General features: G+C 66.5%; 24 protein-coding genes. 20 read left to right on the forward strand and 4 right to left on the reverse strand.

From position 1 onward, the window contains the following. Positions 1 to 404 precede the first annotated feature (404 nt). Entirely contained in the window at positions 405 to 965 is a 561-nt protein-coding gene (locus AC5RWU_RS00115; protein ID WP_494030834.1) for a hypothetical protein, read from the forward strand. A 278-nt stretch (positions 966 to 1243) separates the two neighbouring features. On the opposite strand, the gene AC5RWU_RS00120 is transcribed toward AC5RWU_RS00115, so the two are convergent. Continuing rightward, positions 1244 to 2275, reverse strand: a complete 1032-nt coding sequence (locus AC5RWU_RS00120) for an AfsR/SARP family transcriptional regulator (RefSeq protein WP_494030835.1) — start codon at positions 2273 to 2275, stop codon at positions 1244 to 1246. A 994-nt stretch (positions 2276 to 3269) separates the two neighbouring features. Between AC5RWU_RS00120 and AC5RWU_RS00125 the strand changes: the two genes are divergently transcribed. The 6 genes from AC5RWU_RS00125 to AC5RWU_RS00150 all read left to right on the forward strand — a co-directional run bounded on the left by AC5RWU_RS00125 (position 3270) and on the right by AC5RWU_RS00150 (position 7412). After that, positions 3270 to 3494 (forward strand): hypothetical protein, encoded by a 225-nt coding sequence (locus AC5RWU_RS00125; RefSeq protein WP_494030836.1) that lies wholly within the window; start codon positions 3270 to 3272, stop codon positions 3492 to 3494. 31 nt (positions 3495 to 3525) lie between these two features. Further along, positions 3526 to 3990, forward strand: coding sequence for a hypothetical protein (locus AC5RWU_RS00130; RefSeq protein WP_494030905.1), 465 nt, complete (start codon positions 3526 to 3528; stop codon positions 3988 to 3990). Between the two features lie 161 nt (positions 3991 to 4151). Next, positions 4152 to 4469 (forward strand): hypothetical protein, encoded by a 318-nt coding sequence (locus AC5RWU_RS00135; protein ID WP_494030837.1) that lies wholly within the window; start codon positions 4152 to 4154, stop codon positions 4467 to 4469. Between the two features lie 81 nt (positions 4470 to 4550). Beyond that, positions 4551 to 5609: a LolA family protein gene (locus AC5RWU_RS00140; RefSeq protein WP_494030838.1), complete on the forward strand. Its 1059-nt coding sequence runs from the start codon at positions 4551 to 4553 to the stop codon at positions 5607 to 5609. Then, on the forward strand, positions 5606 to 6562 hold the full coding sequence (locus AC5RWU_RS00145) for an ABC transporter ATP-binding protein (RefSeq protein WP_494030839.1): 957 nt from the start codon (positions 5606 to 5608) through the stop codon (positions 6560 to 6562). The genes AC5RWU_RS00140 and AC5RWU_RS00145 overlap by 4 nt, the downstream gene beginning before the upstream one ends. Further along, entirely contained in the window at positions 6549 to 7412 is an 864-nt protein-coding gene (locus tag AC5RWU_RS00150; RefSeq protein ID WP_494030840.1) for an ABC transporter permease, read from the forward strand. Before AC5RWU_RS00145 ends, AC5RWU_RS00150 begins: the two co-directional genes overlap by 14 nt. A 103-nt stretch (positions 7413 to 7515) precedes the next feature. Here the strand turns inward: AC5RWU_RS00150 and AC5RWU_RS00155 are convergent, their stop codons facing one another. Then, positions 7516 to 7914: a hypothetical protein gene (locus tag AC5RWU_RS00155; RefSeq protein WP_494030841.1), complete on the reverse strand. Its 399-nt coding sequence runs from the start codon at positions 7912 to 7914 to the stop codon at positions 7516 to 7518. Positions 7915 to 8190: 276 nt separating this feature from the next. Between AC5RWU_RS00155 and AC5RWU_RS00160 the strand changes: the two genes are divergently transcribed. The 5 genes from AC5RWU_RS00160 to AC5RWU_RS00180 are packed head-to-tail and all read left to right on the forward strand — an operon-like array spanning position 8191 to position 13879. Beyond that, complete coding sequence (locus AC5RWU_RS00160) at positions 8191 to 9642, forward strand: GntP family permease (RefSeq protein ID WP_494030842.1); 1452 nt, start codon at positions 8191 to 8193, stop codon at positions 9640 to 9642. 46 nt (positions 9643 to 9688) lie between these two features. Continuing rightward, entirely contained in the window at positions 9689 to 10939 is a 1251-nt protein-coding gene (locus AC5RWU_RS00165) for a CaiB/BaiF CoA transferase family protein (protein WP_494030843.1), read from the forward strand. Next, positions 10936 to 11898, forward strand: coding sequence for a hydroxymethylglutaryl-CoA lyase-like TIM-barrel protein (locus AC5RWU_RS00170; RefSeq protein WP_494030844.1), 963 nt, complete (start codon positions 10936 to 10938; stop codon positions 11896 to 11898). Before AC5RWU_RS00165 ends, AC5RWU_RS00170 begins: the two co-directional genes overlap by 4 nt. Positions 11899 to 11900: 2 nt before the next feature. Then, positions 11901 to 12890 carry a 2-hydroxyacid dehydrogenase gene (locus AC5RWU_RS00175; RefSeq protein ID WP_494030845.1) on the forward strand — a complete coding sequence of 330 codons (990 nt, stop codon included), beginning with the start codon at positions 11901 to 11903 and terminating at the stop codon, positions 12888 to 12890. After that, positions 12887 to 13879, forward strand: a complete 993-nt coding sequence (locus AC5RWU_RS00180) for a glycerate kinase family protein (protein WP_494030846.1) — start codon at positions 12887 to 12889, stop codon at positions 13877 to 13879. Before AC5RWU_RS00175 ends, AC5RWU_RS00180 begins: the two co-directional genes overlap by 4 nt. On the opposite strand, the gene AC5RWU_RS00185 is transcribed toward AC5RWU_RS00180, so the two are convergent. Further along, a complete protein-coding gene (locus tag AC5RWU_RS00185) occupies positions 13876 to 14673 on the reverse strand; it encodes an IclR family transcriptional regulator (protein ID WP_494030847.1) in 798 nt (265 codons plus the stop codon). The genes AC5RWU_RS00180 and AC5RWU_RS00185 overlap by 4 nt on opposite strands. Positions 14674 to 14899: 226 nt before the next feature. Here AC5RWU_RS00185 and AC5RWU_RS00190 point away from each other — a divergent pair, with 226 nt between their 5' ends. Both AC5RWU_RS00190 and AC5RWU_RS00195 read left to right on the forward strand, forming a co-directional pair. Next, the gene (locus tag AC5RWU_RS00190) at positions 14900 to 15832 is read left to right on the forward strand and encodes a cytochrome b/b6 domain-containing protein (RefSeq protein WP_494030848.1); all 933 of its coding nucleotides are present in this window, start codon (positions 14900 to 14902) and stop codon (positions 15830 to 15832) included. 198 nt (positions 15833 to 16030) lie between these two features. Continuing rightward, complete coding sequence (locus AC5RWU_RS00195) at positions 16031 to 16576, forward strand: sugar O-acetyltransferase (protein WP_494030906.1); 546 nt, start codon at positions 16031 to 16033, stop codon at positions 16574 to 16576. A gap of 60 nt (positions 16577 to 16636) precedes the next feature. On the opposite strand, the gene AC5RWU_RS00200 is transcribed toward AC5RWU_RS00195, so the two are convergent. After that, on the reverse strand, positions 16637 to 17821 hold the full coding sequence (locus AC5RWU_RS00200) for an RtcB family protein (RefSeq protein ID WP_494030849.1): 1185 nt from the start codon (positions 17819 to 17821) through the stop codon (positions 16637 to 16639). Positions 17822 to 18019: 198 nt separating this feature from the next. Between AC5RWU_RS00200 and AC5RWU_RS00205 the strand changes: the two genes are divergently transcribed. From AC5RWU_RS00205 to AC5RWU_RS00230, 6 genes are all read left to right on the forward strand, one after another. After that, on the forward strand, positions 18020 to 18811 hold the full coding sequence (locus tag AC5RWU_RS00205; protein ID WP_494030850.1) for an IclR family transcriptional regulator: 792 nt from the start codon (positions 18020 to 18022) through the stop codon (positions 18809 to 18811). A gap of 189 nt (positions 18812 to 19000) precedes the next feature. Next, complete coding sequence (locus AC5RWU_RS00210; protein WP_494030851.1) at positions 19001 to 20278, forward strand: cytochrome P450; 1278 nt, start codon at positions 19001 to 19003, stop codon at positions 20276 to 20278. A 5-nt stretch (positions 20279 to 20283) separates the two neighbouring features. After that, positions 20284 to 21366: a PEP/pyruvate-binding domain-containing protein gene (locus AC5RWU_RS00215; RefSeq protein WP_494030852.1), complete on the forward strand. Its 1083-nt coding sequence runs from the start codon at positions 20284 to 20286 to the stop codon at positions 21364 to 21366. Positions 21367 to 21431: 65 nt separating this feature from the next. Further along, complete coding sequence (locus AC5RWU_RS00220) at positions 21432 to 23300, forward strand: PEP-utilizing enzyme (protein WP_494030853.1); 1869 nt, start codon at positions 21432 to 21434, stop codon at positions 23298 to 23300. An 89-nt stretch (positions 23301 to 23389) separates the two neighbouring features. After that, entirely contained in the window at positions 23390 to 24160 is a 771-nt protein-coding gene (locus AC5RWU_RS00225) for an SDR family NAD(P)-dependent oxidoreductase (protein ID WP_494030854.1), read from the forward strand. A gap of 25 nt (positions 24161 to 24185) precedes the next feature. Continuing rightward, entirely contained in the window at positions 24186 to 24506 is a 321-nt protein-coding gene (locus AC5RWU_RS00230; protein ID WP_494030855.1) for a 2Fe-2S iron-sulfur cluster-binding protein, read from the forward strand.

The following is a 24506-nucleotide window of genomic DNA, read 5'->3' on the forward strand; positions in this document are numbered from 1 at the left end:
CTGAGGCGCGAATAAGTCAGGTGCTCTCAGTCATCTCCTTCGGGACAGCAATGAGGTTCACACCCTTCCGGAACGGAGGATCGTCAGGGGGAACGCGGTGCCGATGGCGTCGGCGAACAGCAGCTTCTGTAGCTTTGGCGGTGGACACGGACAGCGGCCGGGCTCGGTCTTGTTTGGTGTGCGGGCCGGACGGTGAAATCCGCCTTATTTGGAGTTCATGAAAAGACATGATTCCTCAACCTTTTCTCAAACCGAGAATGACAAAATGGCCGAGGATTGCGGATTGGATTTTTAGCGCTGCGATTGTCGCTCATGCCCCAACTGTCAACGGCGGCAGCAAGAAGATCCGCACATCCGAAAAGGGTGCCGATGGGCACTTCGAAAACCCATGTTAGGAAAAGACCATGCAGAACAAGACCCGACAGATTATCGGTACAGCGGCAGTTTCCGGAATTTTCCTCGCCGGCGGAATTGCCGGTGCCCAGGCTGCCGAAGAGAGCGAAGACACCGCCGGTGTTGCCGCCGAAACCGTCTTCATAGACGCCGCCGAGCAGGATCCGATGGAGGCAGAGGACAAGGACGAGGCAGAGCACGAGGACAAGGACGAGGACGAGGACGAGGACGAGGACGAGGAAGAGGAAGAGGAAGAGGAAGAAGACGAAGCTGACGCAGAGGCTCGGGCAGAGGCTCGGGCAGAGGCTGAGGCAGAGGGGGACGCAGAGGCTCGGGCAGAGGCTCGGGCAGAGGCTCGGGCAGAGGTTCGGGAAGAGGTTCGGGACGAGGAAGAGGAAGAGGTAGAGGAAGAGGCAGAGGCTGAGGAAGAGGCTGAGGAAGAGGAGCCGGTTGAGGAAGAGGCTCCGGCTGAGGAAGAGGAGCCGGTTGAGGAAGAGGCTCCGGCTGAGGAAGAGGAGCCGGTTGAGGAAGAGGCTCCGGCTGATGTCCTTATGCCGGCAGTCGAGGGCTAGACTCTGCGCACCCGCAGGTTACAGGCCGGGCCTTCCGCACGCGCGGGAGACCCGGCGTTTTTGCGTTGGCTATGTAGTACCAGTGCCGGGATTTTTCGCGACGGCAGCGGTCGGGGCGGAGCACTGCGTGCCTCCCAGCACGGAGGACCTGCAGATGGTTCATCGGGCCGGACCATGGATCGGCGGCGGTTCCGGCGGCTTCGTTGGCGACACTGCAGTGTAAGAAGACCCGCGGTGAGACGGGGGTCACGAGCGCAGTGTGGAACCACCGTGCTGGTTCAAGCGCGGTCCGGCAGTTGGGAGAGTGCTTTGTTCACGAAGCGGTGCAGTACCTCGGCGGCTGCGTGCATGGCCTTGGGGTCGGCCGGATGCGGCTGGGAAAGTGCTTTGTACACGAAGCGGCGCAGTGTGTCGGCGGCTGCGGCCAAGGCGGCGGGGCTGGCCGGTTCGGTGACTGCTGCGCAATTGCCGGTGACTGGCTGGTTTTCGTGCAGGAAGGCCAGGGCTGCTGCGGCTTTGGACAGTTCGGCGTGTCCGTCCACGGTGGCGGTGAGCAGCCGGTTGCGGACGGTGCGCAGGCCGGAGCCGGGGGCGCAGTCCAGGTCCTGGTGCAGCAGGTGCCGGTACCGGTTGTAGGCCTGCAGGGCTTCGGCATGGTGGCCGGCCTGTTCCAGGGCCAGGATCAGCGCGGTCCAGGCGCGTTCACTGAACCGGTCCGTTCCCAGGGCGCGCTGCGCCCAGTCGATGGCGTCGTCGGTTCTGCCGATCGCCAGAGCTGTCTCGGAGGCGCGGATGTGGGTGTCTGTGACCCGGATGTCGTGCCGGCTGCGTTCGGTCTCGGCCCAGTCCGGGTACATGTCATCGGCCAGCAGGGGTTCACCGGTCAGGTTGAGGGCCCGGCACAGCAGGGGGTAGCCGTCCTCGGGTGAGGCCCGGTCGGCGGCACGGATCAGGGCCTCGAAGTGGTCCAGATCGACGTCGACGAGGCCGGGTTCGATCAGGTAGCCGCCGGCGGCTACGCGCAGCGGGCCGTTCATCCGGTGATCGGGCTGCAGGTGACGGCGCAGGATACTGATGTAGCTTTCGAGGCAAGCCACGGGACTGCCGGGAGGATCCCCGTCCCACAGCAGCTCTATGGCTTCGTTCCTGGAGAGGGCGGCGCCGCGGTGCAGCAGCAGGATCTCCAGGAGCTGGCGTGGTTTGGTGCCGCCGAGGCTGTAGGCGTCAAGGACCCGCTCCGGGGTCCGGATCCGCAGGCTCCCGATCAGCTGCACCTTTATCGGTTGGTGCGGTACCGCGGGTGTATCCATGAATTGTCTCCCTCCGCCAAATGCTGTCTCGGGGCCCGGAACCCGACGTTGCCGGCCGTGCCAGATACTCCTGCCCGTCAGTCCTCCACACCGACGCTGGCATCAAAACTTTCATCAAACGGGAATGGCCGGGACTGCCGTGGCCGCAGCGGTGATCCGAACAGTTGGTAGGTCACGGACCGTCGGACTCGCGGTGAAGCCGACACTGGTGCCCGACAACTCAGGGACCGGAACCCGGCAACCACTTGGCTCCTGATCAGCAGACCTGCCGGGCAGGTCGCCAGAAACAAGGCGGTGCCTAGACCCCACGAAAACTTCACGCGCCTACTCGTCCTGAAAAATGCCACAGATCCGATGGTGGCCCATATGGATGAGAAGACTGTGAGAAATGAATTAATAAACTCTCATATGCCGGCCGGATAATGCGTGCTTGAAAATCCGCGCACGAGTCGTTATGGCCCGCAGGTGGATGAGAGAATTCTCATCAAAAGTCCAAGCTCATCTCATGGGTTGTATGAACGGCTAAACCCATGCGACTCATTGTCGTTTCCGGATACTCTCTTTACTGGACCCCCGGGGACTCGGTCCTGTTCCCTCTGCTGGCTTCAGGCAGATCCGGAGCTGCCTACGCTAATCGGGCCGTACTTGCTGCTGTAGAATCCGGAATTTCGGATGAGCTGGTGAATGCCTCATTGATAGAAAATGTATTACAAATTACCACCGTTTCTCGTCCGAAAGTATGAAAAAATATGTCCAGGAATTCGACACCGGAACCAGTCCGGGGTGTTCCTCGGGGTTGGGGTAATCGGTGTGCCTTAAACAGGAGAAGGAGTTCTGACAAGGGAGAGTAGAGGTGTCTAAGCACAAACGACGCCGCCGACCACCTCCGTATCCGCACCGACACGGCGGCGCTTCCCGGAAGTTCCCGCGGTAGCTGCACGGGCGCGGCGCGCAGTTCTCCGTCTCCTACCCGGTCCCGCTCGGCAAGGTCCACATGATCGACTGGATCAGCAACAAAAAGAACTGGCAGCCGGCCCTGGATGCGGACGGCAACGAACGCGAAAACGTCTACCACTTCCAGGTTAGTGGGCGACGCGGAATCACATGCGGCCGACCGGATCCCGAGGTGGATCCGTTCGGCGACCCGCCGGTTGACGAAACCATCATGCAGGTTTCCGACATCTTGCCCGCGAAGGGGCTAGGTCACCTACACCTATGACTTCGGTGACGACTGGGAGCACCTCATCACGCTGGAGAAGCTCCTCGACTCCGACTCAAAGGCACGTCTTCCTCGGCGCACCGGCGGGCAGGGGCGCGCATCAGGAGGACAGCGGCGGCATCTGGCGGACGACAGGACCTGCTGGAAGCGGTCGGGGATCCGGACCACCGAGCACAGGCACCTCAGGAATAGCTCGGACTGCGGCCGGGCGAGATCTTGGACCCCAAAGAGTTCAGCGTGGAAGAAGCCGACACAACGCTGGACGTCCTGGGTCAACGCCACCGAGAAAGGCTGGGGCAGATCTGTCGCCGACGTCGCACAAAAGGGCAGCGCCAGTGTCGGGGGAGCGGTCAAAGGTGTCTTCGGCGGCGCCCGAAGCCTTGCCGAACGGGCAATCCTGAAGCAGGCCAAGCGGATTGAGGCGGAGCGGGAGAAGCGGGAAAAGAACGTTGCTCCGGGCAGTGAGGTTGAAGTATCGGGACCGCAGGACAACTGACCGCAATAAGACAATGCCTAACTCCCACTCCCAAAAGTATTGGGAGTTGGGGGTTTGGTTCAGATCGATGACACAAACACGCCTTTTGTCGTATTGTTACGTGGCTCACCTTTTGTTTCGCGGCCGGCACGGTTACGGTTCGATGAAGCAATCATTAGACAGTGACGGGAAACCTTCTACCCACCGACGTGTTGGAGGACAAGAACATGAACAAGCGGCTCGAAGAGGCGCTCGCTATTCTGGACGAAATCGACGCTGACGATGCCAGCAGCGAGGCGCGCGGCCGCCGCGCCCATGCCCGGGTGCTCGCCATGATCGAATTCGCAGAGGAAGTCGCGGAACAGCGGCGCGAGCAGCGGATTGCGAATCTGCTGACGCTTGCGCAGTTCGGCAAGAAGGATTCCCAGGCCGCCCTGAACGAGGCACGGCGCCTCCTGGGCATCGACACGGAGACCAAGACGCTGAAGGGCGTTGCCTGAGGGCTTGCTGTGAAGGACTGATCCGGCCGCGGAACCGGCGTACTCTGGTGATAAAGCTTGCAAGGTCGGAAGGTGATTCCCATGGCCCGTGCGTGGACGCGCTGGCTTCCTGCCGCCGTCGTTCCGTCAATGATCGCCGCCGGTGCGGTGCTTGGCTCCGTGCAGGCGGGCGCCGCCGTCGACCTGCCGGACAAGACGCCGCAGGAAGTCCTGGAAATGGTGGCGGACAGCGATGGCCGTGCCCTCTCGGGAACGCTGGAGCAGACGTCCGCACTCGGCTTGCCTGAGCTGCCGGAGGACCGGAACGGGAACGACGACGGCGGGCGGCCGGGTGCCGCGGCCGCCCTGGAGATGCTGACCGGTTCGCATACTGCCCGGGTCTATCTGGACGGACACGACAAGGCGCGGCTGCAGGTGTTCGACCGCTGGGCGGAGCGGGACGTCATCCGCAACGGCCAGGAGCTCTGGCTGTACAACTCGCGGCAGAACGAAGCCGTCCACGCGACGCTGCCGAACCATGCGGCGGACAAAGCTCACGCCGAGGGCTACACGCCGGAGGATCTGGCGCAGCATTTCCTCAAGGCCATCGATCCCACGACGGAAGTGACCGTGGAAGAGGACGCCATGGTGGGCGGCAGGACGGCCTACACCCTGGTACTGGAGCCGGACAGCGCTCAGACGCTCATCGGATCCGTCTCGCTGGCGGTCGATTCCGAGACCGGACTGCCGCTGCGCGTGGAGGTGGAGGCGCGCGGCCAGGAGGAGCCGGCCTTCGAGCTTGGCTTCACCGAGCTGAGCCTTGAGACACCTGCAGCGGAGCTGTTCGCGTTCACGCCGCCGGCCGGGGCCGCGGTGACCGAGCACGCTGTGCGGGACCATGACGCGGACAAGCACGACTATGCCAAGGACGGCAAGGCCATCAAGCACGGAACCGGCTGGGAGACTGTGGTCGAGCTGCCGGCCAAGGACCGGCCGCAGGACCCAGCTACTTCAGACCTGCTGGACCAGCTCACCCAGTCGGTCGATGGCGGACGGCTGCTGTCCACCGCCCTGGTCAATGTGTTCCTGGCCGACGACGGCCGCGTGTTCGCTGGATCGGTTCCCCTTGAGCAACTGCAGGCGGCAGCGGAGGGCTGGTGAGCCCGTCCGCTGAGCTGGCGATTGAAACGAAAGGGCTGACCAAGCGGTTCGGCCGGCAGGCCGCCGTTGACAACATTGACCTGGCCGTTCCGCATGGCGCCGTTTTCGGCTTCCTGGGCCCCAACGGTTCCGGCAAGACGACCACTATCCGCGTGCTGCTCGGACTCGCCGGCGCCACGGGCGGCCGGATCCGGGTACTGGGCCAGGACATGCCCGCCCGGCTGCGGGACGTGCTGCCGCGGGTGGGCGCACTCATCGAAGGCCCGGCCTCCTACCCCTTCCTTTCCGGCGCCGACAACCTGCTCCGGTTCGACACCGCGGACCGGCAGGCATCCCGGGCCAGCCGCCGTGCCCGCGTGGACCAGGCGCTCGAACGCGTCGGGCTGACCCACGCGGCGGACAAGAAGGTGCGGGCATATTCGCTTGGGATGAAGCAGCGGCTGGGCATCGCCAATGCCCTGCTGGTCCCGCGCGAACTGCTGGTGCTGGACGAACCGACCAACGGGCTTGACCCGCAGGGAACCCGGGAGGTCCGCAGCCTGGTTCGCTCCCTCGCGGGGGAGGGCACGACCGTTTTCGTCTCCAGCCACCTGCTGGCGGAGGTCGAGCAGATGTGCACGCACGCGGCCATCATGAGTGCCGGCAGGCTTGTGGCGCAGGGGCCGCTGGAGGAACTCCGCCGGGCAGGGCGGGACCGGGTGAAGGTCCAGACACCGGACGCAGGGGGCGCCCGCCGCGTGCTGGAACGGCTCGGGCTCGCGCCGGACCAGCCGGACGCTGCCTCCGACGGACAGGTCAGCGCCCCGTTGACGGATCCGGCGCTGATGCCGGAGCAGATCGTTGCAGCCCTCGTGGCCGGGGGTGTGCGGGTCCGCCGGTTCGCGGTGGAGAACAGCAGTCTTGAGGAGCGGTTCGTGGCGCTGACCGGGGAGGGGTTCGATGTCGTCCAGTAAGTTGTCCGGCAGCCGTGCCCGTCCCCGCCCGGCGGCCGGGTGGGCGCTCCTTAGATCCGAACTGAGCGTGCTGTTCCGGCGCCGCCGGACCTGGGCGATGCTCCTGGCCCTGGCGGCCATCCCGGTGGTGATTGCCCTGGCCGTGAAGCTCTCCTCTTCGGATCCTGGTCCGGGACAGGGGCCGCCGTTCCTGGACCGGGTCACCCAGAATGGTCTCTTCGTAGCGCTGACCGGTCTGGTGGTCTCCGCCCCGCTGTTCCTGCCGCTGACCGTCAGCGTCGTCGCCGGGGATACGATCGCCGGCGAAGCGGGGCTGGGCACGCTGCGCTACCTGCTCACAGCCCCCGCCGGAAGGGTCCGCCTGCTGGCCGTGAAATATGCGGCCGCAGTGGTTTTCTGCCTTGCTGCGGCGCTGTCGGTGGCAGCGGCAGGTGCGCTGGTCGGCGTCGTTCTTTTCCAGGTGCAGCCGGTGACGCTGCTCTCCGGTGCGACCATCAGCGTGGGTGAATCCGTGCTGCGCCTGCTGCTGGTGGCCGGCTACGCCAGCCTCTCGCTGATGGGGCTTGCGGCCATTGGGCTATTCATTTCCACTCTGACCGAGGTGCCGGTGGGAGCCATGGCGGCCACCGCCGTACTGGCCGTGGTGGCTCAGATTCTCGGTGCCGTGCCGCAGCTGGAATGGCTGCACCCCTGGCTGTTCACACACCATTGGCTGAGCTTCGCCGACCTGCTGCGCGAACCGATCGTGTGGTCTTCCTTCGCGGACAACGCGCTCTTGCAGGGCGCCTACATTGCCACCTTCTGCGCCCTGGCCTACAGCCGGTTCGCCACCAAGGACGTGCTGTCCTGACCGGGCGGTAGCCGTTACCAACGCTACGCTGCCGGACGAAGGCCCGGCAGCGTAGCGGGTTCAGGCTGAACGGGGGGATTCCCCGGGGGCGTGCTGTGCCGGTCTAGAGTCCGTCGTCGGGTGCGCCCGGTGCGTCGTCCAGGCCCTCGGCGTGCGGTACTCCGTCATCCTCGACCTTGGTTTCGTCCGCGGCGTCCTTGGCTGCCTCTTCGGCCTCGTCCTCGGCGTCCTTAGCGTCTTCGGCTTCGTCCTCGGTGAGGGCCGGATCCGCGGCGGGGACGGCGGCCGGGTCGACCGCGGGGGCTACGGCGGTGTCGCCGTCGTCCGGGGCGTCGTTCAGGTCGACGTGGCCCGGTCCGTGAACGCCGTGGTCATCGATGATGGCGCCGGTGGCCGGATCGATCACCCCGCCGTCGTCAGCCTGGGCGGCGGCCGCTCCGCCTGCCATTACCATTCCGGCGATGGCTGCGGTGCCGAGGATCTTTCGCGTTGTCTTGTTCATGACTCTCTCCCAACTCATTTGTGCGGTTCAGGCTGCTCCCGTGTTGCCGGAGGCCGCCTGATCTGTTGATGCATCCAGTCTGTTCAGCGTTCGTGAGAGGGCCATGAGAAGAACGTGAGTCTTTTCTCATGAGGCTTCTGCGCGGTGCCGCCGCCGGCCCTGCACTTGCATTGTGGGTCAAAACCCATAATATGGGACAAGCGTTGTGCCTCCCGTCACAGCAACAAGCGTGTCCATAGCCTTCAGCGTTGAAGGTCCCAACCGATCGGATTCCTAATGTCTGATATCGCCATCTTGATCAACACGGCGGTGGCAGTGCTCGCCACCGTCGTGCTGATCGTCCGGTTCAAAGTCAACCCTGTCATCTCCCTGGTCATCGGTTCCGTCTACCTCGGCCTCTCCGCCGGCCTCGGCGTCACGAAGACCGTCGAAACCATCACCGGCGGCTTCGGCGAGATCATGGTGGAAGTCGGTCTGCTCATCGCCTTCGGCGTGCTGATGGGTTCGATCCTCAACGAGACCGGCGCCATCCGGCGGCTCGTCGAACACCTGCTGCGGGTCTTTGGCCCCAAGCGGCTGCCCTACACCATGGGACTGGCCGTCGGTACGCTCCTGCAGTCCATCTTCCTGGATGTCCTGCTCGTGATCTCGGCCCCGCTGGCCCGCCGCCTGGCCCCAAAGATCGGCAAGCTGGGCACGGCGCGGATGGCCACGGCCATGGCGATTGCCCTCGAGTGCGGCATCGTGTTCATGGTGCCCGGCGTCGCCGCACTAGCCCTGGCCGGGCTGCTGGGCGTGCCGCTGGGCAAGATGCTGGTATTCGGCCTGCTGCTGATTGTCCCGACCATCATCATCTCCATCGCCATCATGACGTTCCTGTTCCGCAAGGGCTTCTGGAACGAGGCCAAGGATGAGGACCACACCTTTGACCTGGAGAACGACGGCGATACCCCGGCCGCGTCCGACGGCACCGCCGGCGCCACTCCCGCCGGCGGTACAGTGCGCTCCAACAGGGACGGCTCGGCGGTCCCGCACGCGCAGCCGGCACCGGCCGGTGTGGCCCTGGCCGAACCCGAGGCGAAGTCCGCGCCGCTGCTGCTCCTGTTCGCGCCGCTGCTGACGTCACTGCTGCTCATCGGCGCGGGTGCCATCCTGGAAATCCTCGAAGTCGAGATCCCGTGGCTGGAGCTGCTCGGCGAGCCGATCATGGCCCTGCTGATCGGCCTGATCGGCACCGCCGTGGTGGGCCGCTACACCGTCGGCCAAAAGCGAGTGGAGGCAGCCATTTCCACCGGTTTCAAGGAGAGCGGCCAGATCCTCATCCTCACCGGCGTCGGCGGATCCCTGGCGGCAACGGTGGGCGCCGCGGGACTGGGCGACATCCTGGGCGGGTTCTTCTCCGCCAGCACCGTTGCCCCGCTGGTCGTCGTCTGGGGCATCGCCGCGGTCCTGCACATCGCCGTCGGCTCCGTGACGCTGTCCGCGATCACCTCGGCCGGCCTGCTGGCGCCAATCGCGCCGGCTCTCGGCATCGACCCCGTCCTGATCGCCCTGGCCGCAGGCGCCGGCTCCCTCTTCATGGTCCACGTCACCAGCAACACCTTCTGGCTGCTGCAGTCGCTGCTGGGCCAGAGCGTGCGGGGCGCCCTGAAATCGGTGAGCGTCGGCGTCTCGGTGGCGTCCGTCGTCGCACTCCTGCTGATCCTGCCCATGAGCCTGCTGTTCTAGGCACCGCCCCGGCCGGCAACAACAGACCACGAAACGAAGGAAGACAATGACACAGAATGCCATCGCCCCGCTGGACGGCGTCCGCGTGCTGGAACTGGGCAACTACATTGCGGCCCCTACCGCCGGCCGGCTGCTGGCGGACTTCGGCGCCGAGGTGATCAAGGTGGAGCGGCCGGGCACCGGCGATGAGCTGCGCAACTGGCGCCTCCACAAGGGGGACACGTCCATGCTGTACCGGACGATCAACCGCAACAAGAAGTCGGTGGTGCTGGACCTGCGGACGGAAGCGGGCCGGCAGGCGGTCCTGGAGCTGGCGGCGAAGTCGGACATCCTGCTGGAGAACTTCCGCCCCGGCACGCTGGAAAAGTGGGGGCTGGGCCCCGAGGTGCTCAACCAGGCCAACCCGGAGCTGATCATCACCCGCGTTTCGGCCTTCGGCCAGACCGGCCCGCTGTCCGAGCGGCCCGGATTCGCCGCCGTCGCCGAGGCCTACAGCGGATTCCGCAACCTGGTCGGGGATCCCGACCGCGCCCCGGTGCGCGTCGGCGTCTCGATCGGCGACTCCATCGCCGGACTGTACGCCGCCTTCGGCTCCGTGATGAGCCTGTTCCAGCGGGAAACACGACGCCGGACGGCGGCTTCCGCGGTGGCGTTGCCGGAGCGGATCATCGACGTGGCGCTGAACGAGGCGATGTTCTCCATGATGGAATCCCTGATCCCGGACTACGAGGCGTACGGGGTCCGCCGCGAGCGCACCGGCGGGCGGATGGAGGGCATCGCCCCGTCCAATGCCTACGTCTGTGCGGACGGAGCGTCCATCGTGGTGGCAGGCAACGGCGACGGCATTTTCCGGCGCTATATGGAGACGATCGGCCGGGCGGACCTGGGCTCCGATCCGGGACTGCAGACCAACGCCGAACGCTGGGCCCGGCGTGAAGAGCTGGACGCGGCGATCGGAGCATGGACCGGACGGCTCACCGCCGCCGAGGCGCTGGCGGCCCTGGACGCGGCCGGCGTTCCGGCCGGTCCGATCTACACGGCCGCCGACATTGTGGCCGACGAGCAGTACGCGGCGCGGAACATGATCCAGAAATTCGACGTGTCCACCGGCGAGGAAACGCTCTCCGACGTCGGCTTCCCGGGCATTGTGCCCGTGATCGGCGGGCAGTCGCTGCCGATCCGGAACCTCGGCCCGGACCTGGGCGAGAATACCGAGGAGGTCCTGGGCGGGCTGCTGAACATGGACACGGACCAGATCAATGCGGCATCGAGCCGCGAGGAGGCACTGCAGGCATGAGCTTCACCTACGAACCCCGCGCGGAACTCCGCGACGTCACCCTGCGTGACGGGCTCCAGCTGACCGGCAAGATGCTCTCCACCGAGGCCAAGGTGGAGACCGTGCGCGAGCTGCTGCGCCTGGGTGTGCCGTCCATCGAGCTCGGATCCATGGCCCGGGCGGACCTGGTGCCGCCGATGGCCAACACGCTTGAGGTGGTCCAGGCGCTGACGCCGGAGGAACTGGAGAAATGCTGGATCTGGGTCGCTACCCCGGGCCATGTGGCCAAGGCCGCGGCCGCCGGGGCGCGGAATTTCCAGTACTGCCTCTCGGCGTCGGACTCCCACAACCAGGCGAACATCGGCCGCAGCACGGATGCCAGCCTGGAAGCGCTGCCGCAGGCCGTGGAGTACGCCCGTGCCGTCAACGGGCAGATCCAGCTCTGCATCGCCACCTCCTTCACCTGCCCGTTCGAAGGCATCGTGCCGGAGGAGCGGGTGCTGTCCATCGCCAAGGATCCGCGGGCCGAGGGCACCTGCGACATCGTCATCTGCGACACCCTGGGCCAGGCGGTTCCGGCGCAGGTGGCGAGTTTGATCCGGCGGGTGCGGGATGAGTCCCCCGCGCGGCGGATCGTCTACCACGGCCACGACACCTGGGGGCTCGGCGTCGCCAACACCCTGGCAGCGATCAGCGCCGGCGCCACCCTGGTGGACGGGGCGCTGGGCGGGCTGGGCGGCTGCCCCTTCGCCCCGGGGGCCAGCGGCAATACCTCGACCGAGGACATCCTGTTCGCCACCCGGCCGGAGTGGCTGACCCCGGACACGTTCGCCGGCCTGGTGGAGCTGTCCGAGAAGCTGCTGGCGGACCTGGGCGAACCCAACCGCTCCAAGTCCGCGCAGGGCGCCCGGTCCAAGGCGGAGGCCTTCGAGTGGGTTATCGCCTCGGACAAGGTCCCGGCCTGCGACAGGAGCAAGTGAGCATGGGAAGCAGGTTCCTGGTCACCACGCCCATCCCGTCGCCTGGTCTTGGGCTGCTCAAGGAAGCCGGCCAGGTCACGGTCCTGCCCGAGCCTCCCGACCATGAAACCCTCGGTGAGCTGTGCGCGTCCGGTGATTTCGACGTCGTCCTCACCCAGTTGCGAGACCTGGTGGACGCACCGCTGCTGGCCCGTGCCCGGGTGCGCGGGGTGTCCAACTTCGCGGTCGGCTACAATAACATCGACGTGGACGCCGCCACCGCCCACGCCATCATGGTGGGCAACACCCCCGGTGTGCTCACGGATGCGACGGCGGACATCGCGCTGCTGCTGATCCTGGGCACGGCCCGGCGGGTGGTGGAGGCGGACCGGATAGTCCGCGAGGGGAGGTTCCACGGCTGGGAACCGGAACTGATGCTCGGCAGCGATGTCTCCGGACGGGTGCTGGGACTGGCCGGGTTCGGCCGGATCGCCCGGGCCGTTGCCCGGCGCGCGCTGGGCTTCGGCATGGAGATCATCTTCGCCCCGCGGCCGCCGGGGGACCGGCCGGTCAGCGACGAGGAGCTCGGTGAGTTTGCCGGCAAGGTCCGCCAGGTGCAGTGGGAGGAGCTCGTGGAGCGCAGCGACTTCCTGTCCCTGCACCTGCCGCTGACGGAGCAGACGCACCACCTGGTCGACACCGCGGTGCTGGCCCGGATGAAGCCCGGAGCCATCCTGATCAATACCGCCCGGGGTCCGGTGGTGGACGAAGCCGCGCTGGTGGACGCGCTGCGGAACGGGGAAATTGCCGGGGCCGGCCTGGACGTCTTCGAGGACGAACCGCGCCTGGCGCCCGGGCTGGCCGAACTGCCCAACACGGTGCTGCTCCCGCATGTCGGCAGCGCCACGGTGCCGGTCCGCGCCGAGATGGCGCGGCTGAGCGCACTGAATGCCATCGCGATGGCCGAAGACCGGATTCCGCCGCATGCCGTGAACCCGGAGGCCTGGGTATGACGGTTCTGATCGCCCCGGACAGCTTCAAGGGCACCTACACCGCCGCCGAGGTCGCCGCGGCCGTGGCCGCCGGCGTCGATGCGGGCGGCGGCCGCTCCGTCCAGCTTCCCGTGGCCGACGGCGGCGAAGGCACCTTCGATGCGTTGTGCCGCGGACTCGATGCCGTTCCGGTTCCGGTTCAGGTGCAGAATCCCTGGGGGAGTCCCGCCCAAGCCGAGATCGGGATCGCCGGCGGCACCGCCGTCGTCGAACTCGCCCAGGCCAGCGGCATTACCATGCCGCACGCCGGCCACCGCGATCCGGTGGCGGCCAGCACCTACGGCACCGGCATGATGATCGCCGCCGCCGTCCGGCTCGGGGCGCGGAACATCCTGGTCGCCGCGGGCGGTTCCGCCACCACTGACGGCGGCTCCGGCGCCGTCAGTGCGATCGAGGATACGGGCGGACTGCAGGGAGCCCGGCTCACTGTGCTCTCCGACGTGACCACCACGTTCCTGGATGCGGCCCGGATCTTCGGGCCGCAGAAGGGCGCGGATGCGGCCACGGTGCAGGTGCTTGAAGACCGGCTGAGGCGGCAGGCCGCTCAGTATCCGCGGGCTCCCACCGGGGTACCGCGCACCGGCGCGGCGGGCGGATTCGCCGGCGGACTGTGGGCTCACTACGGGGCGGAACTGGTCTCGGGAGCAGACGTTGTCCTTGACGCCGTCGGATTCGATGCGCACCTTGCCCAGGCTGGCGCCGTCGTCGTCGGTGAGGGGCGGCTGGATTCGCAGACCGGCGACGGCAAGATCATTTCGGCCATCCTGCGGCGCGTCCGCGAATGCGGGAGTGACGTGCCCGTCTTCGCCGTCGTCGGATCCGTGGCAGCGGATCTGGGTGATTACCGCGCGAACTTCGCCGACGTTATCGTCGCCTCGGACGCAGCCGCCATGCGCGCTGCGGGGGCGGCCGTCACCGGTTCCCTGACCGGCGCCGGAGCTGCCGGTTAGGACTTGCCCTCGCCCGGGAACCGGCCGCCGATGAGCCGGGTCATGCGTTCGGCGGTCTGCAGGAGCGTCTCCACCCAGCCGTCGCAGACCTCCCGCGGCATGCGCAGTGTTGGACCGCTGATTGTGACGGCGCCGACCAGGCCGGCGGCGGAGTCGAAGACCGGGGCGGACAGGCCGGAGGACCCGTCCTCGCGCTCGCCGGTGGTGATGGCGAAGCCGTCGGCACGGGTCCGCTTCACCGCGGTCTCCAGATCCTCGGAGCTGGTGATGGTGGTTTCGGTGATCGGCTCCAGCGGCGACTGCAGCACCGAGTCCAGCAGCTCCGGGTCCCAGGCCAGCAGCACCCTGCCGGCCGAACCGGCGTGCAGCGGCAGGATCTTGCCCAGATGCATTTCACGCCGCAGCGCGTGGCGCGTTTCGGCGAGCGCCACGCAGACGCGGTAGCGCTGCTCGGCCTTGAAGAAGCAGGCGGTCTCGCCCGTGGTATCCCGCAGGTCCTTCAGCAGCGGGCTGATGACGTCCAGCACTTCCTTGCCGCGGGTGGCCGGTGCGGCCCAGTAGGCCATCTTGAGCCCGATCCGGTATGCGTCCTCCTCGCGGTCCAGGAATCCCTGGGCGGTGAGATTCGTGACGAGCCGCTGGACGGTGGAGGTGGGCATCCCCGTGGCCTCGCGGATGTCGGCCAGGGTGAGCACCGGCCGGGTCAGGGAGAAGGCATCCAGGATCGAGGTGATTTTCCCCAGCACGAGCAGCGGATTGTTGCTTGACTTGGCTGGTGGTTGGGCCCCGGGCATAGGACTCACGCTAGACGGTGGCCGCAGGGCAGTCCAATTGGCTATGCCCGCCGTCAAGGCAGTGGCGGATTATTACTCCCCGCCGGAAAACCGGACGTAACCGGACGAAAAGTTGCACGGCGAGCCGCCGCCGTCGAACACTTGAAGGACCAAACGCCCGTAACCCGTTCCGGAAGCCGGACGGGAGCTGTGCGTCATTTCAGTGCGATGTATTCAAGGAGCAGCGGTGAAGTCCACGTCGACAAGATCGTCCGGGAGCACCCAGGTCAAGTGGTCCAGGCTTATCTGGATCGTGGCCGCGGCAGTGCTGGCGCTGCTGCTGGTGGTGCTGCTGGCCAGATGGCTGAGAACCCTGCCCGCGGTGGAGGCGTTCCTGCTGGACTATCCCGGCCACTCGGAGTTGCCCGCCGGCGCGCCGGTTGGATTGCCGGCCTGGCTGGGCTGGCAGCATTTCCTGAACGTGTTCCTGCTGGTGCTGATCATCCGCTCCGGCTGGCAAGTCCGCACGGCTACCCGGCCGCCGGGGCACTGGACGCGGAACAACAAGGGCATGATCCGGACCAAGAACCCGCCGACGAAGATCAGCCTGGACCTGTGGTTCCACCTCTCCCTGGATGCGCTGTGGGTGCTGAACGGCATCATCTTCATCGTCCTGCTCTTCGCCACCGGGCAGTGGATGCGCATCGTGCCCACCAGCTGGGACGTGTTCCCGAATGCGGTTTCCACCGCGCTGCAGTATGCCTCGCTGAACTGGCCGACCGAAAACGGCTGGGTCAACTACAACAGCCTCCAGCTGCTGACCTACTTCGCCACCGTCTTCATCGCCGCCCCGCTGGCCATCCTCTCCGGCCTGCGGACCTCCCCCGCGTGGCCGAAGAAAGCGAAGGTCAACCGGTTCTTCCCGATCGAGGCCGCCCGCGCGATCCACTTCCCGGTCATGGTCTACTACGTGCTGTTCATCATCGTCCACGTGACCCTGGTGCTGGCCACGGGGGCGCTGCGCAACCTCAACCACATGTACGCCGCGCGCGATGACGGCAGCTGGGCGGGATTCTGGATCTTCGCGGCCTCGCTGGCCGTCATCGTGGCCGCCTGGTTCCTGGCGCGGCCGCTGTTCCTGCGCCCGATCGCCTCGCTGTACGGGAAGGTCACCCGCTAGCGAACGACGCCGGCACCTGGTTCCGCTCGAACAGAACCTTTGGGCGGAACCTGGCCGCCGCCGTCGTTCCCTTCCGCGGTACGGTGGGTGCGTTGACTCCGGAACCAGGCCAGTCCCGGACGCAATCTGGGACCAAGTCAACCTGAGTTGAAGAAGGGATCAGCCGTGGAAAAGTATTTTGCCGGTGACAACCGGTCGATGCGGGAACGCATGCTCGCCGGGGACCTGTACATTGCCAATGATCCCGAGCTTGCTGTGGACAGCCTTCGGGCGGTCGAGCTGGCGGACCGGTACGGGCGGACATATCCCATGGACAGGTCGGAAGCCGGGCGCATCCTGGCACAGCTGTTGGGATCAATCGGCCCGGGCAGCGAGATCCGCCCGCCGCTGTTCGTCGATTACGGCAAGTACATCAGCATCGGGGCGCGCACCTTCATCAACTACAACCTGACCGCCCTGGACGTCGCCGCCATCACCATCGGTGACGACGTGCAGATCGGCCCGAACGTCCAGCTGCTCACGCCCACCCACCCCGTGGAGCCCGGGCCGCGCCGCGACAAGCTCGAGGCGGCAGAGCCGATCACCATCCGGGACAACGTGTGGATCGGCGGCGGCGCGATCGTGCTGCCGGGTGTCACGATCGGGGAGAACTCTGTTGTGGGTGCCGGCGCGGTGGTCACGCGGGACCTGCCCGCGAACGTGGTGGCGGTCGGCAATCCGGCGCGCGTCGTCCGCGAGATCTGAGGCGGTGCCCCATGGTGCGCGGAGCTACCCCTTGACGCCCTGCTACCCCTTGACGCTCTGTTATCCCTTGACGCAGAGCACCGTGCGCAGGTGCTGCACGACGTCGACCAGGTCCTTCTGCGCTTCCATCACCGAGTGCAGGTCCTTGTAGGCGGCCGGGATTTCGTCCACGATGCCCTGGTCCTTGCGGCATTCGACCCCGGAGGTCTGTGCCACCAGGTCCTGGACCGTATATCTCCGCACGGCCGCGTGCCGGGACATCAGCCTGCCGGCACCGTGCGAGGCCGACTGGAACGAGGCGTCATTGCCGCGGCCGCGGACAATATAGGATCCGGCCCCCATCGATCCGGGGATCAGGGCCAAATCTCCCTTGCCGGCGCGGATGGCGCCCTTGCGGGTCACGAGCATGCTCTCGCCGTCGATGGTTTCCTCGGCCACGAAGTTGTGGTGGCAGTTGATCTCCCTGCCGAAGGTGACGTGCGCGTGCCGGAAGTGCCGCGTGACCTGCTCCTTGAACAGGCCCATCATGACCGCGCGGGAGCGGGCGGCATATTCCTGGGCCCACCAGAGGTCATGGCGGTAGGCGTCCATCTGCGGGGTGTCCGCCAGGAACACGGCCAGGTCGCGGTCCACGAGGCCCTGGTTGTATGGCAGCGAGCGGGCGATCTGCAGATGGTGATCCGCCAGTTCCTTGCCGATGTTGCGGGAACCCGAATGCAGCGTCAGCCAGACATGATCGGATTCGTCGAGGCAGAGCTCGATGAAGTGGTTGCCGCTGCCGAGGGTACCCAGCTGCGCCCGGGCCCGCGACTCGAGCCTGCGGACCCCCGGGTGCAGGTCCTGGAATCCGGACCAGAACTGCGCCCAGCCCTTGTCCAGGCCCAGGCGCTTCAGGTCCACCGGTCTGTCGTGGGAGTTGGCCCCGACTGGGATCGCGGACTCGACGGCCAGCCGCAGCCCGTGCAGGTTGATCAGGTCGGCGGCGGTCAGGGACGTCCGTACCGCGTTCACGCCGCAGCCGATGTCCACACCGACGGCCGCCGGGGCAACAGCGTCGCGCATGGCGATGACGGAGCCGACCACAGCGCCCTTGCCGACATGGACGTCGGGCATGACCCGGACACCGTGGACCCATTCAAGGGACGCGATGTTGTGCAGCTGCTGCAGGGCCTCCGGCTCGATTTCGCTTTCGCGCTGCCACAGCAGAACCGGGTGCTTGGTGCCGCGCATTTGAACGGGAAACATGGCGATTCCTTCCTGTTCCATCATCCCGCGTTCCGGCGCCGTGCGGACCGCCGGGCGCCCAATGGTCGCATCGCGTGGCTATTCGTCCGGGATGCCAGCATGAAGTGACCATTGGTCAGGTCCCGCCGGCTGGTTGCTGGCCTAAACTCAGTGTGCCGGACGGCGCGTCCGGTCCGATAGCGCGACAGGAGGCTTGCGATGGCCGGCGGCAGCCGTGAGCAGGGGCGGACTGTGACTTCAAAGGTGCTCAGCATCCTGGAGGCGTTCGAGAAGTCCCACGGTGCACTGAGCCTGACGGAGATCTCCGAGGGCTCCGGACTTCCGCTCAGCACTACTCACCGCCTGGTCGCGGAGTTGTCTGACTGGGGCTTTCTTTCGCGCGGAGCCACCGGCCGGTACCAGCTGGGAATCCGGCTGTGGGAACTGGCCCAGCACGCGGGGCGGCAATTGCGCGAGGCGGCCCGGCCGTTTGTGCAGGACCTCTTTTCGCTCACCGGCGAGACCGCGCAGCTGGCGATCCGGGAAGGGCATGAGGTGCTCTATATCGAGCGCATGTACGGCACCAAGCGGGTTCCGCGGGCTTCCCGGGTCGGCGGGCGGCTGCCGATGCATGCAACGGCGGTCGGAAAGGCCATCCTGGCCTTCGAGGAGGACTGGGTCCGCCAGACGTACCTGAACCGGCAGCTGGAACGGACCACCCCCCACACGCATGCCAATCCCCGCCGGCTTGCGGAGGAGCTGGACCAGATCCGCGAGCAGGGCTACGCCACCACTTTGGAAGAAGCGAGGCTGGGCTCGTGCTCCATCGCGGTGCCGGTGTTCCATGCCGGCAGGATCGGCGCGGGCCTGGGACTGGTCATGGCCTCTTCGCAGGGTGTCTCAATGACCCGGTATCTGCCGGCGCTGAAGGGAGTCTCGGCGCAGATCGAGCGCGCCACCGCGCACATTCCGCTTGAATCGCTGCTGGGCAGCCACGCCCGGAAAGGCTGACCCGCCGGCCGCAGCCGCCACCCGCCAGCGGCCGGTTTCCGGCTCCGGCAGCGGCGCCGGATTAAATCAACTTCCACTCAGTGGAAGCGAGTGGTGTGCGCCATACAGTGATTCAGGCAACACTGGAATGCGAACGAACCCGAGGGCGGCCCAGTTGCCGGCCCGGGAACCGAATTCCAAGGAGTACTGATGTCACCGTCGACTGAAACGGCTGCCCGTTGCCCCTTCGGCTATGGTGCCGAGGCCCCCGCCGGGCACCACGGCTACGAACCGTTCCAGCAGAAGGACCCGTTCCCGGCCTACGCCCAATTGCGGGCGGAGCAGCCGGTCATGTTCGATGAGCGCATCGGCTGCTACGTCCTGACCCGCTATGAGGACATCAAAGCCGTCTTCGAGGACTGGGAGACATTCTCCAGCGAAAACGCCCAGGCTCCGGTGCGCGAACGCGGTCCGGCTGCCAAGAAGATCATGGAAGAGGGCGGGTTCACGGCCTACTCGGGGTTGTCGGCACGGCGGCCGCCGGAGCATACGCGCATCCGCTCCGTGGTGCAGAAAGCTTTCACCCCGCGCCGGTTCAAGGTGCTGGAGCCGTTCATCCGGCAGAACGTGGTGGACCAGCTGGAAAAGATGCTGGCGAACCCTGGGCGCCGCGGCGACATTGTCCGCGACCTCGCCTACGAGGTGCCGACCATCACCATCCTCACGCTGATCGGCGCGGACGTCACGAAGGTGGATATGTTCAAGCGCTGGAGCGACTCCCGCGCCGCCATGACCTGGGGCGATCTGTCCGACGAGGAGCAGATCCCGCATGCCCACAACCTGGTGGAGTACTGGCAGGAGTGCCAGCGGCTGGTGCGGGTGGCCAAGGAGGAAGGCGGCGACAACCTCACCGCGGACCTGGTGAAGGCCCAGCGGGAGGGTGCCCAGATCAGCGACCACGAGATCGCTTCCGTGCTCTACAGCATGCTCTTCGCCGGACATGAAACCACCACCACGCTGATTTCCAACGCGGTACGCGTGCTGCTGGCGCACCCGGATCAGTGGCAGCAGCTGATCGAGGAGCCCAAGAAGGTCCCGGCCGCGATCGATGAGGTGCTGCGGTACTCCGGCTCAATTGTGGGCTGGCGCCGCAAGGCCTTGAAGGACACCGAGGTAGGCGGCGTGGCGATTCCCGAAGGCGCCGAACTGCTGCTGCTGATGGGCTCGGCCAACCGTGATGCGCAGAGGTTCGACGACGGTGAGGAGTTCGACATTTCCCGCCCCAATGCGCGCGAACACCTGTCCTTCGGCTTCGGAATCCACTACTGCCTGGGCAACATGCTCGCCAAGCTGCAGGCCAAGATCGCGCTGGAGGAAATCATCCGGCTGGCACCGAACCTGAAGCTGGCACAGCCGGAAGCGATCGAGTTCCGCGAGAACCTCTCCTTCCGCGTCCCCGAATCCGTTCCCGTCGCCTGGGAGGCCTAAGCACCATGGAAAGCAACGACTACATCCAGTTTTTCGACGGCGGCATTGAGCCGAAGCTCGAAATCCTCGGCGGCAAAGGCGCGTCCCTGGTCACCATGACCTCGGCCGGAATGCCCGTACCTCCGGGCTTCGTCCTCACCACCGCCGCCTTCGACCAGTTCATGGCCGAAGCCGGCATCACAGCGGAAATCCATGAACTGCTGGAAGGACTGGACCCGGAGGACGTGGCGCAGGTGGAGAAGGTATCCGCCGGTATCCGTGCCGACATCTGTTCCAAACCTGTTCCGGCCAGCCTGCGGGCCCAGACCCTTGAGGCCTACGAGGCGCTGATGTCCCGGTTCGACGCCGCCGTTCCAGTCGCGGTCCGCTCCAGCGCCACCGCCGAGGACCTGCCCGACGCCTCCTTTGCCGGACAGCAGGACACTTATCTGTGGCTCGAAGGCGTCAAGTCCGTCACGGAGCACATCCGGCAGTGCTGGGCTTCACTGTTCACCGCGCGGGCCATCATCTACCGGCTGAAGAACTCCATCCCCAACGAAGGTCTCTCGATGGCCGTCGTAGTGCAGAAGATGGTCAACTCCAAGGTCGCCGGCGTCGCCATGACGCTGGACCCGGCCAACGGGGACCGCTCCAAGATCACCATTGATTCCTCCTACGGAGTGGGCGAGATGGTGGTCTCCGGCCAGGTCACCCCGGACAACATCGTGCTGGACAAGGTCACGCTGGCTATCGTCTCCGAACACCTGGGCGACAAGCACGCCGAGCTGGTCCCGGACCGCGCCGCCCACACCCTGGTCGAGCGCGAAGTTGACGCCGAGCGCCGGGCCCGCCGGAGCCTGACCGACGACGAACTGCGTGCCGTCGCGGCGATGGCCAAGCGCGCGGAGAAGCACTACAAGTGCCCGCAGGATATCGAATGGGCCCTGGACGCGGACCTGCCCGACGGCGCGAACCTGCTGCTGCTGCAGTCCCGTCCGGAGACGGTGCACTCGTCGAAGCCCGCCGCAGCGCCGGCCGCAGCGGCCATGGCGACCGGGGCGTTCAGCCTTGGCAGCATCACCGCCTCGCTGCTGAAAACCTCCGCCTGACCTGGATTCCCCCCCATTACCGCTGTCCCCAGGCTCGACGTCGAGCTGAAACCGAAAGGACACCCATGTCCCTGAAGTCCTTCCCGAAACCGTCCGAACTGCCGGTGCCCGCCGGCGCCGAGGGCTGGGAGAAGATCTACCCGTACTACCTGGTCTTCCAGGACAAGCTCAAGGAGCAGGAAGACGCCAAGTTCTGGTTCTGCGACAGCCAGCACTGGCCCACCGTTTTCAAGCCGTTCGAGACCATCGGCGGTGAGTTCGCGGTGAAGTGCCTGGGCCAGTACAACGCCCGGCACCTGATGATTCCCAACGCCAACGGCATCGAATTCCGCATCCACCTGGGCTATCTCTACATGTCCCCGATCCCGGTGCCGGAGGAGCAGATCGCCGAGCGCGTGCCGCTGTTCGAACAGCGCGTGGGCCACTACTTCCAGAACTGGGAGGAACTGCTCAAGCAGTGGCATGTGAAGGTCCGCGGCACCATTGAGGAGATGGAGTCCCTGTCCTTCCGGAAGCTCCCCGACATGGTGCCGATGGATGACATCGTTACCGGCAAGGCCAAGGACGGCTCCGAGGTCCTGCTGGAGAACTACGACCGGCTGATCCAGCTGACCTACCAGAACTGGCAGTACCATTTCGAGTTCCTGAACCTGGGCTACATCGCCTACCTGGACTTCTTCAACTTCTGCAAGGAAGTCTTCCCGAACATCCCGGACCAGTCGATTGCCACGATGGTCCAGGGCGTGGACATGGAGCTGTTCCGGCCGGACGACGAGCTCAAGCAGTTGGCCACACTCGCCGTGGAACTGGGCATCCAGTCCGCTTTCGGCAATACCGACGACGTCGAAGCCACCCTGGCTGCCGTCCGCGCCTCCGCTGGCGGGGACCGCTGGATCCGGCAGTACGAAGCGGCCCAGGACCCCTGGTTCAACTTCACAGTGGGCAACGGCTTCTACGGGCACGACAAGTACTGGATCGAGCACCAGGAGATCCCGCTGGGCTACATCGCCGACTACATTCGCCGGCTGGACGAGGGTCAGCAGATCATGCGCCCCAAGGAAGAGCTGATCGCGGAGAAGGAACGCATTGTCGAGGAATACCGCGAGCTGCTGGAAGGCGACGCCCAGGCGGTCTTCGACGCCAAGCGCCAGTTGGCCGCCACCGCGTACCCGTACGTGGAAAACCACAACTTCTACATTGAGCACTGGACCATGGGCGTGTTCTGGCGCAAGATCCGGGAACTGTCCCGGATGCTGCACGCCGAGGGCTTCTGGAACGAACCGGACGACCTGCTCTACCTGGGCCGCAACGAGGTCCGGGACGCGCTCTTCGACCTGGTCACCGGCTGGGGTGTCGGCGCCGAACCGATCGGCTCCACCTACTGGCCGGAGGAGATCGAACGCCGCCGCGGCATCGTTAACGCGCTCAAGACCGCCCGCCCGGCACCGGCCCTGAACACGCCGCCGGCGTCCATCACCGAACCGTTCACCCGGATGCTCTGGGGCATCACCACCGAACAGGTCCAGCAGTGGCTGGGCGAGGGCGAAGAGGTCGACGGCGGCGGGCTGCGCGGCATGGCCGCGTCCCCCGGCGTGGTCGAAGGCTTTGCACGGGTGGTCATGGACGCGGACCAGCTCGGCGAAATCCAGCAGGACGAAATCCTGGTGGCGCCGGTGACAGCCCCCAGCTGGGGTCCGATCTTCGGCAGGATCAAGGCCGCCGTCACGGACATCGGCGGCATGATGAGCCACGCCGCCATCGTCTGCCGCGAATACGCGCTGCCCGCGGTGACCGGCACTGGCTCCGCCTCCACCACCATCAAGACCGGCCAGCGCCTGCGGGTGGACGGGACCAAGGGCACCGTGGAGATCCTGGACGCCGAAGGGGCGGGTGAGCCGCTCGTCGTCGGCCCGGGCGCCCACAGCCACGCCTGAGCCGGTTCCCCTTCCGGCCAGGCGATCCCCGTCGGGCCGGGGCATCCCCCCAATGCCCCGGTCCGGCCCCCCCAATTGAAAGATGTGACATGACGCAGCAATCCACTCCAACGCCCGCCAGCGAGCGCACGGTACTGATCACCGGTGCCGCCGGCGGCCTGGGCCGGGCCTTCGCCCTGGGGTTCGCCGGCCGCGGCTACCGTGTGGCCGTAGCAGATGTGAACCTGGCCGGCGCGGAGGAAACCGCCCGGCTGGTCCGGGACACCGGGGCGCAGGCGGCGGCCTTTGAGGCCGACGTGACCAGCGCCGACTCCACCCGGGCCCTTGCCGAAAGGTGCGCCGAATTCGGGAACGGAGGCATCGACGTCGTACTTAATAACGCGGCGATCTACGCCACCGTGACCCGCAGCCCGTTCGAGGAGATCGACCCGGACGAATGGGACCTGGTGATGAACGTGAACCTCAAGGGGCCGTGGTTGGTCACCCGGGCCGCGAGCAAGTACCTGCCCGAGGGCGGGCGCGTTATCAACCTCTCCAGCGCCACCATCTACTCCGGCTCCGAGCAGTGGCTGCACTATGTGGCCTCCAAGGGCGGCGTGGTGGCCATGACCCGGGTGCTGGCCAAGGAGCTGGGCCGGCGGGGGATCACGGTCAACGCGATCGCCCCCGGGTTCACGCTCACCGAGGCCAGCTACTCCCTCATGGACAACGCGGAAAGCTACGGCGTGGACCGCGGCGCCCTCAAGCGCGCCAGCCAGCCGGAGGACATTGTCGGCGCGGCATTGTTCCTGGCCGGACCGGACAGCTCCTACATCACCGGCCAGACCCTCGTCGTCGACGGCGGCCGCCAGTTCATCTAGACCACTTACCACCCGAAGGAGAACCATGCCTACGGTACATTTCACCGACACGGAAGGAACCGTCCGCGACGTTGCAGGCAACGCCGGCGACTCGGTCATGGAGACCGCGGTGCGCAACGGCGTCCCCGGCATCGTGGCCGAATGCGGCGGCTCGCTGTCCTGTGCCACCTGCCATGTCTTTGTCGGCGAGGACTGCCTGGACCAGTTGCCGCCCATGGAGGACATGGAGGACGAGATGCTCTACGGCACGGCCGTGGACCGCGAGGACAACTCCCGCCTGTCCTGCCAGCTGCGCCTGGCCGAGGACAGCGAGCTGTACGTCACCACCCCGGAAACGCAGGTCTGA

The sequence above is a fragment of the Arthrobacter sp. B0427-1-12 genome (assembly GCF_059092905.1).

Bases quoted from the DNA above. Each gene is read 5' to 3' on its own strand.
- AC5RWU_RS00200 (WP_494030849.1), bottom strand. From the start codon at position 17,821: ATGTTTCCCGTTCAAATGCGCGGCACCAAGCACCCGGTTCTGCTGTGG.
- AC5RWU_RS00185 (WP_494030847.1), bottom strand. From the start codon at position 14,673: ATGCCCGGGGCCCAACCACCAGCCAAGTCAAGCAACAATCCGCTGCTC.
- AC5RWU_RS00225 (WP_494030854.1), top strand. From the start codon at position 23,390: ATGACGCAGCAATCCACTCCAACGCCCGCCAGCGAGCGCACGGTACTG.
- AC5RWU_RS00230 (WP_494030855.1), top strand. From the start codon at position 24,186: ATGCCTACGGTACATTTCACCGACACGGAAGGAACCGTCCGCGACGTT.
- AC5RWU_RS00195 (WP_494030906.1), top strand. From the start codon at position 16,031: ATGCGGGAACGCATGCTCGCCGGGGACCTGTACATTGCCAATGATCCC.
- AC5RWU_RS00205 (WP_494030850.1), top strand. From the start codon at position 18,020: ATGGCCGGCGGCAGCCGTGAGCAGGGGCGGACTGTGACTTCAAAGGTG.
- AC5RWU_RS00220 (WP_494030853.1), top strand. From the start codon at position 21,432: ATGTCCCTGAAGTCCTTCCCGAAACCGTCCGAACTGCCGGTGCCCGCC.
- AC5RWU_RS00175 (WP_494030845.1), top strand. From the start codon at position 11,901: ATGGGAAGCAGGTTCCTGGTCACCACGCCCATCCCGTCGCCTGGTCTT.
- AC5RWU_RS00165 (WP_494030843.1), top strand. From the start codon at position 9,689: ATGACACAGAATGCCATCGCCCCGCTGGACGGCGTCCGCGTGCTGGAA.
- AC5RWU_RS00150 (WP_494030840.1), top strand. From the start codon at position 6,549: ATGTCGTCCAGTAAGTTGTCCGGCAGCCGTGCCCGTCCCCGCCCGGCG.
- AC5RWU_RS00210 (WP_494030851.1), top strand. From the start codon at position 19,001: ATGTCACCGTCGACTGAAACGGCTGCCCGTTGCCCCTTCGGCTATGGT.
- AC5RWU_RS00170 (WP_494030844.1), top strand. From the start codon at position 10,936: ATGAGCTTCACCTACGAACCCCGCGCGGAACTCCGCGACGTCACCCTG.
- AC5RWU_RS00125 (WP_494030836.1), top strand. From the start codon at position 3,270: ATGATCGACTGGATCAGCAACAAAAAGAACTGGCAGCCGGCCCTGGAT.
- AC5RWU_RS00215 (WP_494030852.1), top strand. From the start codon at position 20,284: ATGGAAAGCAACGACTACATCCAGTTTTTCGACGGCGGCATTGAGCCG.
- AC5RWU_RS00120 (WP_494030835.1), bottom strand. From the start codon at position 2,275: ATGGATACACCCGCGGTACCGCACCAACCGATAAAGGTGCAGCTGATC.
- AC5RWU_RS00155 (WP_494030841.1), bottom strand. From the start codon at position 7,914: ATGAACAAGACAACGCGAAAGATCCTCGGCACCGCAGCCATCGCCGGA.
- AC5RWU_RS00140 (WP_494030838.1), top strand. From the start codon at position 4,551: ATGGCCCGTGCGTGGACGCGCTGGCTTCCTGCCGCCGTCGTTCCGTCA.
- AC5RWU_RS00180 (WP_494030846.1), top strand. From the start codon at position 12,887: ATGACGGTTCTGATCGCCCCGGACAGCTTCAAGGGCACCTACACCGCC.
- AC5RWU_RS00160 (WP_494030842.1), top strand. From the start codon at position 8,191: ATGTCTGATATCGCCATCTTGATCAACACGGCGGTGGCAGTGCTCGCC.
- AC5RWU_RS00115 (WP_494030834.1), top strand. From the start codon at position 405: ATGCAGAACAAGACCCGACAGATTATCGGTACAGCGGCAGTTTCCGGA.